This is a genomic window from Leptolyngbya sp. DQ-M1 (assembly GCF_039962505.1).
Classification (GTDB): domain Bacteria; phylum Cyanobacteriota; class Cyanobacteriia; order Leptolyngbyales; family Leptolyngbyaceae; genus Leptolyngbya.
The window spans coordinates 122,974-137,476 of sequence record NZ_JAMPLJ010000003.1; the positions used below are offsets into that span (position 1 = coordinate 122,974).

The window sequence follows — 14,503 nt, forward strand, 5'->3', positions numbered from 1 at the left end:
AATTGAGCAACCGAGTTGAAGGGAGGGGCAGTCTCATGAATTTTGGGCGTTTCAGCGACTGAGAAATCGAACATTCAGTCCGATTTTAGTCTCGCGAGATTTTGAGACGAATAATCTCAAGTTAAGATAGAGCGATTGGGTCAAGTCACGCCTCTTAGCGATCTACAACTGTAGTAAATTTTAAAGATTTGTAACACGGCTGTATTATGTGCAGACTGAATGAATAAAGGTGCGATCACCAACTGCATCTGCAAATCTCAGCAGCCAACCTCTGCTCAGCCAGATACTGATAAAAGAAAAGGCTCCCACTTTAACGTGAGAACCCTGTCCCTTAGTCATTGGTCAAGCCTGTAACTTTGTCTGCTCGATACGCGCTTAGAACTCTAGTCCTACACCCGCTTGCAGACTCAGCGCACCCGCATCACTGCCTCGGTAGGCATTGATGCCATACTTGGCATCGCTATACACCACGACACCTTTCGCCACTTGGGATTCCACTCCCACCGTCAGCACCGGTGCATCTTGATTACCAATCGGCGAGGTTACTCCACCATTCTGCACAAACGAGTAGCCCGCTCCCGCATACACATTCGATTTGTCGTTCAACCGCACATCGTAGGTCACAGTTGGAACGATCGCACTATTGTCGCCCGTAAACAAGACCGAACCACGTGCAGACACAGGAGTATTGGGAATTGCAAAGCGACCTTGCACATTGCCACCAAAAGACGTGTCATCATTACCGCGCCCACCGCTAAGGACACCGCCAGAAATGCCAGCACCGACATAACTGCGATCATAACGAGGAGCCGTTTGAGCCGAAGCAGCGCCAGCACCGAGGAACAGCGGCGAAACAACTAAGGCAGCGAGACCCGAAAGCATTGCCACAGATTGAAGAGATCTCATAGTCACCTGAAGAGTTGTGAAAGTTAAAAGAGAGTTTCTGCCTTATTTGGCAGCGAGAAGAAACATCGAGCGACTTACCACTTCTTGGGTATCACCAGCAGACCGAGGTAGAGGTGCGAACTACTCCAGAATGCTGGGAAGCGAGTGAGTGCGAAGAGAAACCGGATGAGCGTGGAGGTGGAAGACTCTTAGCTCTGGTTCCATACTTCTGTTATAGAGCGAGGGAGCGGGTGTTAAGGAGGAGAAGGGTCAGTTTACTAAGCGTCCTAAGTAATTTCGGAATAGTGTTTGACCGTTGTGAAGCGAGAAGACCCAATTGACCTGCTCCTTCTATTTCATTAACTATTACAAAAAACTTCAGAATGCTGAACCGATTCGGATAAGAAGGCGATCGAACGCAGCCATTTCTTGATGCGTGACCAACCGCGGAACCTGTGTTTATTTGTGCTGGAAATTAATACTGCTTTTCGTGCCAATTCAGCATATGGAGCGCGGTACCGCTATTCCGCCGCTGATAAAAGCCTTTGGACATGCCACACAGCAGCAAACGCTAGCTTACCTAGGTATTCAAGCCGAGGAAATTGCCCAGATTTATGAACTGGAACTGTAAACGGATAGCAACTGGGTACAGCCAGTGCTTACCGCCTTATCAAAAAAGGCTCGTTTACGGATAGGGCACAAAAAAAGATTATGTCGCAAATACTTTTTAGTGACAAACGAAGTATCTCGTTCGCGTTCCGTTAAGCACTAATTCCGAAGAGTTTTTCAATCCTTGAAGTGTACGGTGCTCAGGTTGGTTGGATGACACGAATTTGTCCCGATGTCATTTGATTAGTCACTGTACAAATGTTCAGCAGAAACACCACAACGAGATAAATCCCAGTTCTGTGCAGCTTGACACAGAACTGGGAATGCCACAGTCTTACTTTAGAGTGTTGCTTACCATCGGGGGTGATCGCTGCATTCATCGATCACCAATCAACCATTATCTTCGCTACTTCAGTGGAATCCTGTCCTTATTGCGGTTGAGCCAGGTTGCGAAATCTTGCAATAAAGGATTGAGCGAACGAGCAACATTGATATCACGTGCGCCGCAAAAGTCGTCATTGAAGTCGCGCTTGAACTGGAACATATTGCCCAGGTCTGCCGCCCCTGGAAAACCAAAGCTGCGGTAAACAGCGGGATCAACGCTGTTGTAAGCCACCGTTTGACCGAGGGCTTGCGAGAATGCCGCCGCCATCTCATCGCCTGTCAGGTGCTCACCTGCGATACCGACCGTTTGACCAATCAACTCGGAGCCTTTCTGGAAAACGCCATAAGCGCATCTGCCAATATCTTCGGAAGCGATTCCCGGCAGCTTCTTGTCGCTCATAGGGAGGGTAATGGCATACCTGCCGTCGGGGCCTTTTTGGGGTTCCATACCGAAGTAAATGAAATTGTCCCAGTAGAATGAGGTCAGCAGAAAGGTGGTGGGCACGCCCAGATTGGTGAAATAGTGATTGGCCTCGCCCTTGGCATCAAGGTGCGGCACTTTGTATTTGTCCATTAGCGTGGGCATCCGGTCATCGCTGAGAGGCACCCACTGGCGCGTGTCTTCGAGAGTAGACCAGATGACGTGCTGTACCCCTGCTTGCTTTGCTGCGGTGGCCAGGTTCTGGGCCTGAATCAGCTCTTTTTCCGGTGAGAAGTGTTCCCAGAAGTTGGTGACACAGTAGGCACCGTAAGCATCAGAGAAAGCGTGTTGCAGGCTATCAATGTCATCCAAGTCAGCGGCAACGACTTTGGCTCCCTGGTTGACTAAAGCGGTGGCTTTGTCTGACTGCACGTTTCTGGTAATGGCACGGGCGGTGAACCCCCCGTTGGTATCGTTTAAGATGGCACGAACCAGACCGCCGCCCTGGGCACCTGTTGCGCCAATAATGGCGATGGTTTTCCTGTCTGTCATGATGAATTCTCCTTATTGTGAAGCGATCTCTCAATTCCCCCTTTGGTCAACCCATGAAGCGCTGAGCTGACAGGAAATTTAATTTTACTGCTGAGTTCCTCCCCACCGGAACAGCAACGGATTCCATTCATCCCATTAACCGCACTACTGTGCCTGAGCTTGCATCTACCTGAGGTAGGAAGCCTGTTCCAGCGCGTAGCTGGAGGGAGTGGGTGCATCCGAGCCGGTGATCCTCAGGGCGGAAGCAGTCAGTCTAAATGCTAGGCTCACGAGAATGGCTAGAACTGTAATCCGTTGGGAATACTACATCCATGCAAGTTCCGTAACATAATTTCGTTCTCACACTGGACTAACCCCCTGCTTATGCATCCTGCCGAAGCACTCTGGGCACGCCACCACCCATCGGACGGCTACCCGATCGGCGTCCTACCTGTACCGGAGCCAATTAGCAGACTCGCGTTTTTTCCTGGCGGATACGGACTGTGGGGCATGAAGCAGGGGTGCCCGATGCCCGCCTTTCCGGTAGGCGGCATCATGGTGCTCGGCCATGACTTCCACTCAGAGACTGGCTACGCTGAGTCGCGGCGGCTTGGGGGAGAACGCCTCACGCTACCCACATGGAGCAACCTCTTGAAGCTGTTCGAGTCCGCCGGGGGTAGTGCCAGAGCACTGCTTTTTCACAAATCTCTATATGGGACTCCGTGCGGGAACTGCCACAACAGGCGTATTCCCAGGCGCAAACGACGCAAAATTTGTATCGCATTGCCAGGCGTTTCTCCTCGAACAGCTCCGAGTCCAACGTCCGGCGTTGCTCCTCACACTCGGTGTTCATGTCCCACCCGTGATCGGAGTCCTCTCGCCGGAGCTAGCACCGTGGGCAGCGGGGCGTGGACTGAAGCATTTGGATGCAGTCGGACCGGTGCAGACCGGCGTGACGTTCCGGGATGTAGTGGACTTCCAGACCACTGCTGTCGCGCTGATCCACCCGAGCCTGCGGCATGCCAGTCTGAGGCACCGACGGTATGGTGGTGCTATAGGAGCGCATGCAGAGCTTGCGATGCTGAGGGACGGGCTGCTGGCTGCTGCTACAAGTGTGAGCTAACCTCTAAGTTCGGGCTACCGCATCTTGTAGCCATTCTAGAGTTCAGGAATGCTGGCATTGCCGCAGATTTGAATGCACCAATTCTGGCGCGGATGGGACTCCTGCAAGGCGCAGCAATTAGCTAGCATTTGGCAAAGCGAATTCAATGATAACGTCAAAGCGCAGCGGCAGCAGGCAGCCTTTAACTCAGCACCAGCAGCTTTCGTCCGTCCACTGCTGTGAAGTGTTAGGTCGCAAGCACTAATGCTGTAACCACGATTTCACCTCTTCCATCCTCCTTGTCTTGCCACCTAAATGAATCATGGCATGACAATTAGGACAAACTGGGCGCAGGTCAGCAATTGGATCAACCTCATACTCCTGCTGAATTTCCGATAGCGGTTTTAAGTGATGTACATGGATAAACCCTTGCGCTACCGACCCAAACTTCTCTTCAAAGTTAAAGCCACAAATGCAGCAACTTACACCGTAATACTCAATGCAACGCCTGCGGGCTTCAGGATTGCGCTCATAGGAATTGATCGTAACCTGGCAGACTGAACCCTCAACCAGCTTCTGATTGTCAGAAACTTCTTCAGAAAGACGAACACTAGAGACAGTATTTAGTCGCTTTTGGGCAACAGACAATTCCTCGCTAGTAAAAAGAGCTGACCAAGGTTGGCGGAGAACTAAAGCTTCAAGGGATAAGTCCAGCCGATTTATCTCAACTAATTTCTGTAAGCCGCTCGTTGGATTGCTTTTCGGCTTAAGCCAATCTTTTGCTGCTTGCAAACCACCAACCCTTTTCACACGTTGCAGGTAGCGGTGGGCCCAATACCCTGTCTCACGCCCTACATGTTGGTAAATGGCGATCGTTTCCTCATGGAGTTGAGCCTCTAAGCTTGAGGAGTTGGAAACCATAATTATTCGCCCTGAAACATCACAGACTTATCGTGCCCACCAATAAACTTTGCGGTGATACCCCGCAGGGAAAATATGCGACTTAACGCCTCCGTTCACCTGCTGCTAGTACCTCTACTGAACGAGAGAATGCGACTTTGAACCGTGTTGCATTACGCTCGGTAGCCCCAACGCTGCCCCAACGCTCAGCGATTTTCCTGATCGAGTTCTGCGTCCAGAAATCCCCAAGCCACTAGCCCAAACATTAACGCCAAGATTAGCCACGCTGTGATCGTCATGGGCGCGATCGCGGGTTCAGAGTTGAGCATCAGATTGACTGGAGATTCTTCCATTGTTCCAACCTTGAGAGGATGGCTTTAGTGTTCTGACCACTTTTCAACTGCTGAGACATCCTCTAAGCTGTAAAACTGGCTCGCTAAAGCGTGCGCTAACTCAACGAATGCTTAGGAGAAAGGACATGAATAATTGGAAACTCATGCTAGGACTGCTTCTGACTACTGTTTTACTTCCGATGCCGATCGTGCGCGCAGAATCAACCCCGACCAATGCAACGACTGCTCCCATTGCGACAACAGCAGCCGTTCCGTCTCTAACGCCGTATGACTTAGTGTATGCTGGATACCAAGGCCGCCTCCGGGCGCAGGGCTTGCGTAGCTATGGAGCCTTTGCGGATGGATGTAACCAAGGAACTCTAACGGCAAATGATGTGGTGCAAGCGGCGATCAAGGCAAATCTATTGCCGCAGAGCATTTTGCAAGACCAAGGTTATATGAATGCTGTGGATGCACAGATGAAAGCGCTCAAGAATAATTCAGGTAGATGAGTACAGAAGCGATCGCCCTGAGTCTAAAGTAGGCATCGACAGATGGTGCAGGTTTTCTGTCATCCACGCTTGCACCTCGACCTGTTCGGATTCGGTCAATCCGGGTAGGATATCTTGCTTCAAGGATTTTAGGAGCGAGAAGTTTAGACCTTTGCTGAGGCTGAGATACGATTCACCGAATTGCCGCTTCAGTCGATAAGTCAGCGCGGACGGCTGCACTTTTAGGTCTTTGGCGATTTTCCTGACTGAAACGTTCTCTGAAGAGAGCCGGGCGAAGGCCTGCTGAACCTGTTCGGGATTGAGTTTCATCAGGCAGGGCGTGGCACAACGTCCCTCTAAAGCTATCTAGAGCGCCTATTCTGTAGGTGTGCGATTTAGGTGACGCCGCGCCCGCTCAGAGGTCATCTGCTGCACTCGTTGCCGTACCGAACTTCTCCACGAGCGTCAAGGTAGAGGGAATCCCTAATGAAGCAAAATCCGATACAGAGTTTTTGATAAACTGAGTCGCGGTCACTCCCGGTAAACCTTTAGGATTCTAGGCAGACAATACACCCGGAAATAACGAAATTTTTGCAACTAAAGTGGGAGAGCATCTTGGCGAGCTTCTGGCTACAGTCGTTTCTCTTGTTCAGATATTGAGAAATCAACCAAACTTTGACGATGAGAGATTTCAACAAGACTTACGGGAGCTTTTAGAGAGACCAAACACGAACAACACTACCAGAATGGCGTTTTCGACATTACTTGGGCACAAAGAGGAAGGAGCAGACAATCAGAACCCCGCGGACTGAGATCACAAGTGAGCTTTTTAACGCGATCTCTACTCTGGTGCTGAGTGGATCAATGGATCTTCTCAGGCAGCAATCACGTAGGTTAGATTTGCGGTGAGAAATAAAGAGCCCGATGATGAAACCGAAAAGCCGCGCCGCGAAATATGGACGCTATAACTTTACAAAAGAGCAGATTATCCAGCGAGCCCAGGAGCTTTGGGAGCAGTACGGGCAAGAAGGTACACCCGAGGACTACACAGTAGCGGCATTCTTGCTGCTAAGGCAAGAGCAATCGCTTGTATGGAAGACCAAGCAATTCTTGCGTTTATCCTTTACCGCAAAAACACCTGGTGAAGCCCTAGATATCGTCAAAGTGATAATCTCGGCATTCGGTGTAATTGCAACCCTCTTTGCAGGAGTGGGGCTGTATTTGACTTATCAGAACTCTCAGGCGGAGCGCCAACTCAATACAGAACGACTCGTAACCGATCGCTTTGCCAAAGCAGTTGAGCAGTTAGGTAGCCAGGATATCCATGTGCGACTGGGCGCGATCTACGCTTTGGAACGCATTGCTAAGGACTCACCTAAAGACCACGGGACGGTAATGGAGGTATTAACCGCGTATATAAGGAACAAGTCCCCGCTGCCGGAGGGATGGAGGCGAGCTAAGCCAGAGGAGCGCAAGCCGTTACCAAGGGTGACTACAGACGTACAGTCTGCGTTAACAGTGCTCGGCAGACGAGAGGTGCAGAACGATCGAGCGGATACTCGGCTGGACTTGGATGACACTAATCTAAGCGGGGCTAGTTTTGTCAACGCCAATTTCAGCAGTGCTAGCCTCATTGGAGCTAACCTCACTGGAGTCCTAATCCTTGGAGGAAAAGTCCTTGGCACATATTTTGTAAATGCCGACCTTAGCGGTGCCCAACTTCATAGCCAATTTGAAGGTGCGGACTTCAGCGGAGCCGATCTCCAGGGAGCCAATCTTAGGAAGGGAGACTTCACTAATGCAAACTTCCAATGGGCCGACTTCACTGCTGCTCGTCTTTATGACGAGTATGGTAGTGCCAACCTCCAAGGGGCTAACCTCACTAGAGCTAACCTTTCCCAGGCTGACTTCAAAAAGGCAAAGAACATTACTCCAGAGCAAATCAAACAGGCTAAGAACTGGAACGAAGCTTACTACAGCGACGACTTCTCGAAGCAGTTAGGGATAACACCAATCCAGCCGACAGTATTCGTCTTGCCTTCTGTACAAAAATCCCCCAAACCTCAGAAGCCGAAGCGCCCAGCTACTCCTAAAAAAATACAGCCGTCTCCGTAAAACGCTACCAATACACTCAAGCCCGCGGACGAGCAGGCATAGCTAACCTGAAGCAAGAGTAATCCCGGCTACGTTAGCTTTTTAACGCGATCGCTACTCTGGTACTTCCTGGATCGCTTGAACTACTGTGGTGGTGGTTGAATTCAGGAGGCGGCTTTGATGGATGCAGAGTTCAGAGAGATGTTAGATCAGTACGTCAGTTTGCAAATTCAAGCAGAGGCGGCGCTGAATTATTACAAATCGCTTTGCTCTAAGTTACGTGAGCTTGAAGGCGAGATCGAGTCGCAATTTGTACCTGAAGAAGTGAGTGAAGCGACCGGGCTGGGCGGTGCGACCTATGAGCTTCAGACGGAGAACAAACAAATCTCTTATGTCGTCTTGCAGCGCGGCGTGCCCGATGAACATGGTGGAACGTTTATCGTTCATCGCATTCCTCCGTGGTGAAATCCCCGCCGCAGCCTGGGTTTCAGGGTTGCGGGCTTGATACCGTTGTTTGGCACCATAACTCGGCTCCCGCAAGGGGCTATTTCTCTTTTGGGGCTATGCTTTTGGAGCTATGTTAGAGTTCCTTCTTAAGCTGAAAGAAGCTATAGCCGGATGGATAGTCATCGACCTGAGCAAACATTTCGTAGCCTAGGTTTTCGTAAAATCCCTTCGCTTGACAGCTAAAGGTATCCAAGATCGCTTCTGTGCAGCCGCGCTGCTTTGCTTCTCGTTCTGCCATCAGCATTAATTGTTTGCCAAATCCCCGACGACGCAGCGACTCCTCGACCCAAAGCGTTTCAATCAGCAACCAATTCCACCGAGTTAGCCCAACTACTCCAGCTCTAATTTTCTGACGATCGTCAAGCAGAAAAATCTCAATCGGCGTTCCCCGCAGTGCCCCTTGCTCAAAACATCCATCCCGGATTGTACTTTCTGCGTTGTATTGCCGCAGTTTCGATCGCACATAGCTGCGATAAGAAGGATGTTCTTGCGAGAACAGCGCAAAATGATACCGCTCATCATGCTTAATCAAAAGCGCCGGAGGTTTATGCCGTAATGCTCGATCAAATGCCTGCACTTGTGCTTCGATGCCAGTAATTGCAGTGCCAACCACAACGGCATAAGCTCCGAGATCAAGCGCTTGTCTTGCCATCTGAGGAGATGCAATACCGCCCTCACACAAAATAGGGGTGTCTAACTTCTCCGCAAGTTGGCTGACCAGGTTAAGCGCTGGGGGTGTTTGCTGTAGAGTGGCTGGGGTATAGCCATAGAGCGTCGTTGCGATGAAATCGGCTCCAGCTTCAGCAGCGGCGATCGCCGCTTCCAGGGTATCCACGTCAGCCACCACAGGTTTATCTAATTCAGTGTGGATGCGATCGATTAAAGTGGCGACCGGTTCGGGGCGATCGCGCAGCGTCGCATCGATCGCAATCAAATCAGCCCCAGCTTCAGCGATCGCGCAAGCATGTTCAAATTGAGGCGTAATATAGATTTCAGAGTTTGGAACAGACTGCTTCCACAGTCCAATCATAGGAGCAGAAACGCGCTGACGTACCGCAGTAATATGCTCTGGTGTATCAACTCGAACGGCAACGGCATTCTCAGCGATCGCGGCTTCTGCAAGGGCTGCAATAATCGAGGGGTGCCGGAGGGGAGACTTAGGCGGGGCTTGACAAGAAACAATTAGCCCGTATTCCATTGTTTTGACCAGTTGGGCAAAGCGGTTTGTCATGAACTAAATCGGTGCTAATCGCATAGATTTTGCTGCGATGAAGAAATTTAAGCCTGAGAATTCCTTGCGTATCAATATAAACTGCGTCGCGCTTTTGATCAAATGACTAAAGCTCCATGCTTCTGCTCAAACTTGGGGTCACAGCTTTAAACTGATTCCCTTTTCTCAGGGTTTGTTACCAGAAGTGGCAGATTCGATGCGCGAATACCGTTTTAGCGCTTTGTTTCATCCGTATGACTGCTGAGGCTTGCATCGCTGCATTATGCAGATTCCGTATTTGTTCTTAGTTGTCCACAGTTGTTTCCTGTGCATCTTAAGTATGGAAGTCGCTGAATTAATGTCTGAATTAACAGGGCTACCGCATTCAACCCTACTCAACACGGAACTACATCATGGCTGTTGAAAAAGTAAACTCCTCATCCAGCTTGGCAGAAGTGGTCGATCGTATCCTCGACAAAGGAATTGTGGTCGATGCTTGGGTGCGCGTTTCACTCGTCGGCATCGAACTGTTGGCGGTTGAAGCACGAGTTGTAATCGCTTCGGTCGAGACCTACCTGAAATATGCTGAAGCGGTCGGATTGACTGCTCAAGCAGCGGTTCCTGCTGCATAGGATGCGAGTTCATCGCTCCTAGATCCTGGTTGACTGGGGGATCGATCGGGCTTCCCCAGTTTTCTAGGCTTGCAAACTGCACGATTCATCATATTAAACGCAATGGCTTTTAAAGACTCCTGGCAACAGCAACGGCAGTACCGACTTCAACAGGTCGTGCAACGTCGCCAAGCCGTTTCGCTGCTTTTACAAGATACGCAGAAGCAGCGTCAAGCGCAGGCATCTCAACTCCGCAGCGATCTGAGTTTATTTCGGGAAACACTATCGCACGATGCCCGTGTACGGCGCGAAGCCCTGCAAAACTACTGTGAATCCCTCCACCAACAGACTCAGGAATTTCTTGCGATCGCTCATGCCGAGCGTGACTTAGCTTCGCAGCAGTTGAAGCACGACTTACACCAATTCCGAGCAACGCTTACCGAGACTGTAACCTCGCTTCAACAGAGCCTTCAAGCCGATCTTCAAAGATTGCAAACCGAGACACGATCGCATTTAGAAGCCGCACATCAAGCGCGGATTGAACAACGAATTCAACTCACTCGCGATTTAACCTGCTTTGTGGAGAAACTGCGCTCTGATGTAGCCGCATTTCTCACGGATGCAGCATTGGAGCGGCAAGAAAAAGCCCTACAAGCCCAGCACGATCGCAAAGCTGAAATGACTCAATTATTCGCTGAATTAGCAGAGTTCCGATCGCAGCTTCAACAATTCCGCGCCAATCTCGCTCAAACGATGTGGGGCGATCAAGCGCTTCAGCCTGCTCTGTGTGAAACTCCCCACTCCCCACTCCCCACCTCCCCCACTTCACCCAAAACCCTGATCAACGAAAAAATTTACGAATACATCGAAGTCATGCAAAGCGTTCGTCTCACTGAGCTTGAGTCCGCGCTCAGTATGACCCGAATTCAAGTGGTTGAAGGACTACGATCGCTAATTCAGCAAGGCAAGATTACGCAGCGCGATCGGATGTATTTGATTTCCACCCCAGTTTAAACCAGTAGAGGATTGCCCCCGTGACGACTGTATTAAGAGCTAGCCCCCGCCGTTTTGTCAGTACCCCTGCGATCGAACGGATTGCAACTCGCGCTTTGCGATATTTGCAATCCGGTTTTTCTGTCCATTTACGCGGCTGTGCCGGAGTCGGTAAAACGACCTTAGCGCTGCATTTAGCAGACCTGTTATCGCGCCCGATCATGCTGATGTATGGAGATGACGACTCAAAAAGCTCGGATCTCATCGGGGCACAAGCAGGATACACCCGAAAGAAAGTGGTGGATAACTACATTCACAGCGTCGTCAAAGTCGAAGACGAGATGAAGCATACTTGGGTCGATTCGCGATTGACTCTGGCTTGTCGAGAAGGTTTTACGCTGGTGTACGACGAATTCAATCGATCGCGCCCCGAAGTGAATAACGTCTTGCTCTCCGCCCTAGAAGAAAAGCTTTTAGTGCTGCCTCCGACGAGCAATCAAACCGAATATATCCGCGTCAATCCCCAGTTTCGAGCGATTTTGACCTCAAACCCGGAAGAGTATTGCGGTGTGCATTCGACTCAGGATGCGCTAATGGATCGACTGGTGACGATCAACATTCCAGAACCGGATGAACTCACCCAGCAAGAGATTCTGATTCAGAAGACCGAAATTGAGCGGCTCAGTGCAGCCCTGATCGTGCGATTAATCCGATCGTTTCGGCAAAAAACCAAGGCAGACAAAGCATCAGGACTGCGATCGGCATTAGTGATTGCGAAAGTTTGCCAGGAACACAATATTCCTGTTCTGCCTGAAGATTCGGAATTTCGGGATATTTGCTCGGATGTCTTGCTGTCGCGAGCGAGCCTGCCCCTTGAAGATGCAACTAAAATACTCTGGGAACTGCTGAATGAAATGATCGGCGCGGTGGAGCCGCCATCGCTGACCTCGCAAGTAGCAGAACTACTCGATGGATTGCCACATCAGCCCACTGAACACTTGACTCAAGAACAGCAGATTTATCGCTATCTACTGCGATCAGACGGAGCAGGACTTACTGAGCTTGAAAGCGAGTTTAGTCTGGCTCGGACAGAACTTTTAGAAGCGCTGCGATCGTTAGTGACTCAAGAACTTGTGGTTCATCGCGATCGACGCTTTTTTGCGGTTGCACCTGTCCAATCCGAAGCGTAACTCACAACCCAGAGCAGTCAGAGAATGAGCAGTCAGAAATCCATGCCCACTGCGACCGGATCAACGTTAGCCGATGTCTTAGAGCGCGTTCTAGACAAAGGAATCGTGATCGCGGGAGACATTTCCGTTTCCGTTGCCACCACCGAGCTACTGACGATTCGGATTCGGCTTTTAATTGCTTCCGTCGATAAAGCCAAAGAAATGGGGATCAACTGGTGGGAAAACAATCCCCACTTCAGTTCGCCTCCAAAAGAATTAATCGAAACGAATCAGCGACTGCTCGATCGCGTTGACACGCTGGAAAAAGAACTCGCAGCCCTCCGCTCAGCGCCGAAAAAATTGACGCAGACGAACACTCTAGAATCACTGCTTGAGGATTTGTAGCATAATGGCTATAGATCAGAATTACTACTCAGCGCCATGAACGACGACACTCTAAAAGAACTGCTGCTTGTCATGAAAGTATTGGCAGGTAACAATCCCCCCAATTGGCAACGTCCGTTAAAGAACTACAAGGACTTTGATTGGTCAAAGATTGGAGCAACGCCGATTAGTCAGGATGAGCATGGTGTTACCAAAGTGGTGTGGTGTGGTCATGTCTACACCCGTCGCAGTGGCGAAAACCGCAAGTTTGGAGCAGCAATTTGGTTTTCTCGCGCAAATGGCAAAGGTGAGGGCGATGAGACCAGTTACCTGAAGTTAATTACATTCAAAGATTCGGCTGAGGCGGAATCTCTCCCCGATTATGTTGTGCGGAGTTTGCGATAGCGATCGATAAGGAGTAAAGCCCCCGTGTCCCCCCAATCAAGCCAGCTCACCCCCACCTCAAACAAATCAGGACTCGCACCCTTGCTGTTGACCGTCGTTGAACTGATTCGTCAACTGATGGAAGCACAAGTGATCCGACGCATGGACAACGGACAACTGAGCGATCGCGACCTCGATCGAGCGGCGGAAAGTTTGCGCCAACTAGAGGCACAAGTCGTGCGGATGTGCGAAATTTTTGAGATTGATCCGGCAGATTTGAATATTGATCTGGGCGAAGTGGGCACGTTATTACCAAAAGCTGGAGGTTACTATCCGGGTGAACGATCAGCGAGCCCCACAATTTTGGAACTGCTCGATCGATTACTCAATACAGGCGTAGTGCTGCAAGGTGATCTCGATTTGGGACTTGCTGACATTGATCTAATTCACGCCAAACTCCAACTGGTTCTCACATCCAAGCCCCTTTAGCCCCCGATTCACGATGAGCAATCTTTATCTCTACGGCATTTTCCCCGCTCCCGGCCCTCAAAACCTTGAACTTCAAGGACTAGACCAAAAGCCTGTGCAAACCGAAATCATAGACGGATTTGCGTTTTTGTACTCTGAAGCAAAACAAGACCGTTATCTTGCAAGTCGGCGCAATCTGCTTGGACACGAAAAAGTATTAGAACAAGCGATGAGAGCAGGATATCGCACCTTATTACCGCTCCAATTTGGGCTAACGATCGACACTTGGGAAACCGTTGCTCACCAACTGACTGCACCGCACTCTGATCATCTTCACCGTCTGTTTGAAAAGCTGTCAGGACACCGAGAAGTCAGCATCAAACTATTTTGGGATAGCGCCGAAGAACTAAAAGCATTGATGGCGCAAGATGCAGCACTGAGAGCCAAGCGAGACAGCTTAGAAGGAAAATCGCTCAGTATGGATGAGATTGTCCACATTGGGCAAGCGATCGAACAAGCGATGAACGATCGACGCGAATCGATCGTCGCTGCCTTTCAAACCACGCTTAATTCGATGGCGCTTGAAGCAGTCGAAAACGAATTGCTGACAGAAGCAATGATCTACAATGCAGCCTACTTAATTCCGTGGGATTTGGAATCGGAATTTAGTCAAAAAGTGGAATGGCTCGATCAACAGTTCGAGGGACGTTTGAAGATTCGCTACAACGATTTCACGGCTCCTTACAATTTCGCACAGTTCGATCGGGGGTGAAGCATGGTTTTACGTTTGTTATTTGCCCCTGTGACTGGGCTGGGTTGGATCGCTGAACAAATCCAAGAGCGAGTTGATGCTGAGCTAGATCAGACCGAGAACTTGAATAAGCGGTTGTTGGCTTTACAGCTTGCCTTTGATCTGGGTGAGATTCCGGAGGAAGAATTTGAAGTTCAGGAAGAAGAATTGTTGCTGGCAATTCAAGCTCTCGAAGATCAGAATTGCTCTTGAGTAGCATAGAAGAGTCGCATTGATA

19 protein-coding genes are annotated in these 14,503 nt (G+C 50.1%); 13 read left to right on the forward strand and 6 right to left on the reverse strand.

Features of this window, described 5'->3' with window-relative positions; genetic code table 11:
• Positions 1–375: 375 nt before the first annotated feature.
• Positions 376–906, reverse strand: coding sequence for a hypothetical protein (locus NC981_RS10320; protein WP_348242763.1), 531 nt, complete (start codon positions 904–906; stop codon positions 376–378).
• A gap of 469 nt (positions 907–1,375) precedes the next feature.
• Here NC981_RS10320 and NC981_RS10325 point away from each other — a divergent pair, with 469 nt between their 5' ends.
• Positions 1,376–1,516 (forward strand): hypothetical protein, encoded by a 141-nt coding sequence (locus NC981_RS10325; protein WP_348242764.1) that lies wholly within the window; start codon positions 1,376–1,378, stop codon positions 1,514–1,516.
• A 384-nt stretch (positions 1,517–1,900) separates the two neighbouring features.
• Here the strand turns inward: NC981_RS10325 and NC981_RS10330 are convergent, their stop codons facing one another.
• Complete coding sequence (locus NC981_RS10330) at positions 1,901–2,851, reverse strand: NmrA/HSCARG family protein (protein ID WP_348242765.1); 951 nt, start codon at positions 2,849–2,851, stop codon at positions 1,901–1,903.
• Between the two features lie 363 nt (positions 2,852–3,214).
• Between NC981_RS10330 and NC981_RS10335 the strand changes: the two genes are divergently transcribed.
• Complete coding sequence (locus NC981_RS10335) at positions 3,215–4,078, forward strand: hypothetical protein (protein WP_348242766.1); 864 nt, start codon at positions 3,215–3,217, stop codon at positions 4,076–4,078.
• Positions 4,079–4,193: 115 nt separating this feature from the next.
• Here NC981_RS10335 and NC981_RS10340 read toward each other — a convergent pair whose 3' ends face one another.
• Entirely contained in the window at positions 4,194–4,853 is a 660-nt protein-coding gene (locus NC981_RS10340; RefSeq protein ID WP_348242767.1) for an HNH endonuclease, read from the reverse strand.
• 185 nt (positions 4,854–5,038) lie between these two features.
• The gene (locus tag NC981_RS10345) at positions 5,039–5,185 is read right to left on the reverse strand and encodes a hypothetical protein (RefSeq protein ID WP_348242768.1); all 147 of its coding nucleotides are present in this window, start codon (positions 5,183–5,185) and stop codon (positions 5,039–5,041) included.
• A 125-nt stretch (positions 5,186–5,310) separates the two neighbouring features.
• Between NC981_RS10345 and NC981_RS10350 the strand changes: the two genes are divergently transcribed.
• The gene (locus tag NC981_RS10350; protein WP_348242769.1) at positions 5,311–5,676 is read left to right on the forward strand and encodes a hypothetical protein; all 366 of its coding nucleotides are present in this window, start codon (positions 5,311–5,313) and stop codon (positions 5,674–5,676) included.
• On the opposite strand, the gene NC981_RS10355 is transcribed toward NC981_RS10350, so the two are convergent.
• Positions 5,665–5,985, reverse strand: coding sequence for a hypothetical protein (locus NC981_RS10355; protein ID WP_348242770.1), 321 nt, complete (start codon positions 5,983–5,985; stop codon positions 5,665–5,667). The two genes, NC981_RS10350 and NC981_RS10355, sit on opposite strands and share 12 nt — an antisense overlap.
• 594 nt (positions 5,986–6,579) lie before the next feature.
• Here NC981_RS10355 and NC981_RS10360 point away from each other — a divergent pair.
• Both NC981_RS10360 and NC981_RS10365 read left to right on the forward strand, forming a co-directional pair.
• Complete coding sequence (locus NC981_RS10360; RefSeq protein WP_348242771.1) at positions 6,580–7,770, forward strand: pentapeptide repeat-containing protein; 1,191 nt, start codon at positions 6,580–6,582, stop codon at positions 7,768–7,770.
• Between the two features lie 159 nt (positions 7,771–7,929).
• Positions 7,930–8,214: a hypothetical protein gene (locus tag NC981_RS10365; protein WP_348242772.1), complete on the forward strand. Its 285-nt coding sequence runs from the start codon at positions 7,930–7,932 to the stop codon at positions 8,212–8,214.
• 115 nt (positions 8,215–8,329) lie between these two features.
• Here NC981_RS10365 and NC981_RS10370 read toward each other — a convergent pair whose 3' ends face one another.
• Positions 8,330–9,487 (reverse strand): putative N-acetylmannosamine-6-phosphate 2-epimerase, encoded by a 1,158-nt coding sequence (locus NC981_RS10370; protein ID WP_348242773.1) that lies wholly within the window; start codon positions 9,485–9,487, stop codon positions 8,330–8,332.
• Positions 9,488–9,879: 392 nt separating this feature from the next.
• Between NC981_RS10370 and gvpA the strand changes: the two genes are divergently transcribed.
• From gvpA to NC981_RS10410, 8 genes are all read left to right on the forward strand, one after another.
• Complete coding sequence (gvpA, locus tag NC981_RS10375; protein WP_190377542.1) at positions 9,880–10,098, forward strand: gas vesicle structural protein GvpA; 219 nt, start codon at positions 9,880–9,882, stop codon at positions 10,096–10,098.
• A 102-nt stretch (positions 10,099–10,200) separates the two neighbouring features.
• Positions 10,201–11,091 carry a hypothetical protein gene (locus NC981_RS10380; protein WP_348242774.1) on the forward strand — a complete coding sequence of 297 codons (891 nt, stop codon included), beginning with the start codon at positions 10,201–10,203 and terminating at the stop codon, positions 11,089–11,091.
• Between the two features lie 20 nt (positions 11,092–11,111).
• Complete coding sequence (gene gvpN, locus NC981_RS10385; protein WP_348242775.1) at positions 11,112–12,260, forward strand: gas vesicle protein GvpN; 1,149 nt, start codon at positions 11,112–11,114, stop codon at positions 12,258–12,260.
• A gap of 24 nt (positions 12,261–12,284) precedes the next feature.
• Positions 12,285–12,644: a gas vesicle protein gene (locus NC981_RS10390; RefSeq protein WP_190377539.1), complete on the forward strand. Its 360-nt coding sequence runs from the start codon at positions 12,285–12,287 to the stop codon at positions 12,642–12,644.
• A gap of 36 nt (positions 12,645–12,680) precedes the next feature.
• Positions 12,681–13,028: a single-stranded DNA-binding protein gene (locus tag NC981_RS10395; RefSeq protein WP_190377538.1), complete on the forward strand. Its 348-nt coding sequence runs from the start codon at positions 12,681–12,683 to the stop codon at positions 13,026–13,028.
• Positions 13,029–13,052: 24 nt separating this feature from the next.
• Entirely contained in the window at positions 13,053–13,496 is a 444-nt protein-coding gene (locus NC981_RS10400; RefSeq protein ID WP_348242776.1) for a gas vesicle protein K, read from the forward strand.
• A 13-nt stretch (positions 13,497–13,509) separates the two neighbouring features.
• Positions 13,510–14,247, forward strand: coding sequence for a GvpL/GvpF family gas vesicle protein (locus tag NC981_RS10405; protein WP_348242777.1), 738 nt, complete (start codon positions 13,510–13,512; stop codon positions 14,245–14,247).
• A gap of 3 nt (positions 14,248–14,250) precedes the next feature.
• Positions 14,251–14,478 (forward strand): gas vesicle protein GvpG, encoded by a 228-nt coding sequence (locus tag NC981_RS10410; RefSeq protein ID WP_190377535.1) that lies wholly within the window; start codon positions 14,251–14,253, stop codon positions 14,476–14,478.
• Positions 14,479–14,503 lie beyond the last annotated feature (25 nt).

Coding starts and splice junctions, on each gene's coding strand:
- NC981_RS10320 (WP_348242763.1), bottom strand. CDS start 906: ATGAGATCTCTTCAATCTGTGGCAATGCTTTCGGGTCTCGCTGCCTTA.
- NC981_RS10330 (WP_348242765.1), bottom strand. CDS start 2,851: ATGACAGACAGGAAAACCATCGCCATTATTGGCGCAACAGGTGCCCAG.
- NC981_RS10335 (WP_348242766.1), top strand. CDS start 3,215: ATGCATCCTGCCGAAGCACTCTGGGCACGCCACCACCCATCGGACGGC.
- NC981_RS10340 (WP_348242767.1), bottom strand. CDS start 4,853: ATGGTTTCCAACTCCTCAAGCTTAGAGGCTCAACTCCATGAGGAAACG.
- NC981_RS10345 (WP_348242768.1), bottom strand. CDS start 5,185: ATGGAAGAATCTCCAGTCAATCTGATGCTCAACTCTGAACCCGCGATC.
- NC981_RS10350 (WP_348242769.1), top strand. CDS start 5,311: ATGAATAATTGGAAACTCATGCTAGGACTGCTTCTGACTACTGTTTTA.
- NC981_RS10355 (WP_348242770.1), bottom strand. CDS start 5,985: ATGAAACTCAATCCCGAACAGGTTCAGCAGGCCTTCGCCCGGCTCTCT.
- NC981_RS10360 (WP_348242771.1), top strand. CDS start 6,580: ATGATGAAACCGAAAAGCCGCGCCGCGAAATATGGACGCTATAACTTT.
- NC981_RS10365 (WP_348242772.1), top strand. CDS start 7,930: ATGGATGCAGAGTTCAGAGAGATGTTAGATCAGTACGTCAGTTTGCAA.
- NC981_RS10370 (WP_348242773.1), bottom strand. CDS start 9,487: ATGACAAACCGCTTTGCCCAACTGGTCAAAACAATGGAATACGGGCTA.
- gvpA (WP_190377542.1), top strand. CDS start 9,880: ATGGCTGTTGAAAAAGTAAACTCCTCATCCAGCTTGGCAGAAGTGGTC.
- NC981_RS10380 (WP_348242774.1), top strand. CDS start 10,201: ATGGCTTTTAAAGACTCCTGGCAACAGCAACGGCAGTACCGACTTCAA.
- NC981_RS10390 (WP_190377539.1), top strand. CDS start 12,285: ATGAGCAGTCAGAAATCCATGCCCACTGCGACCGGATCAACGTTAGCC.
- NC981_RS10395 (WP_190377538.1), top strand. CDS start 12,681: ATGAACGACGACACTCTAAAAGAACTGCTGCTTGTCATGAAAGTATTG.
- NC981_RS10405 (WP_348242777.1), top strand. CDS start 13,510: ATGAGCAATCTTTATCTCTACGGCATTTTCCCCGCTCCCGGCCCTCAA.
- NC981_RS10410 (WP_190377535.1), top strand. CDS start 14,251: ATGGTTTTACGTTTGTTATTTGCCCCTGTGACTGGGCTGGGTTGGATC.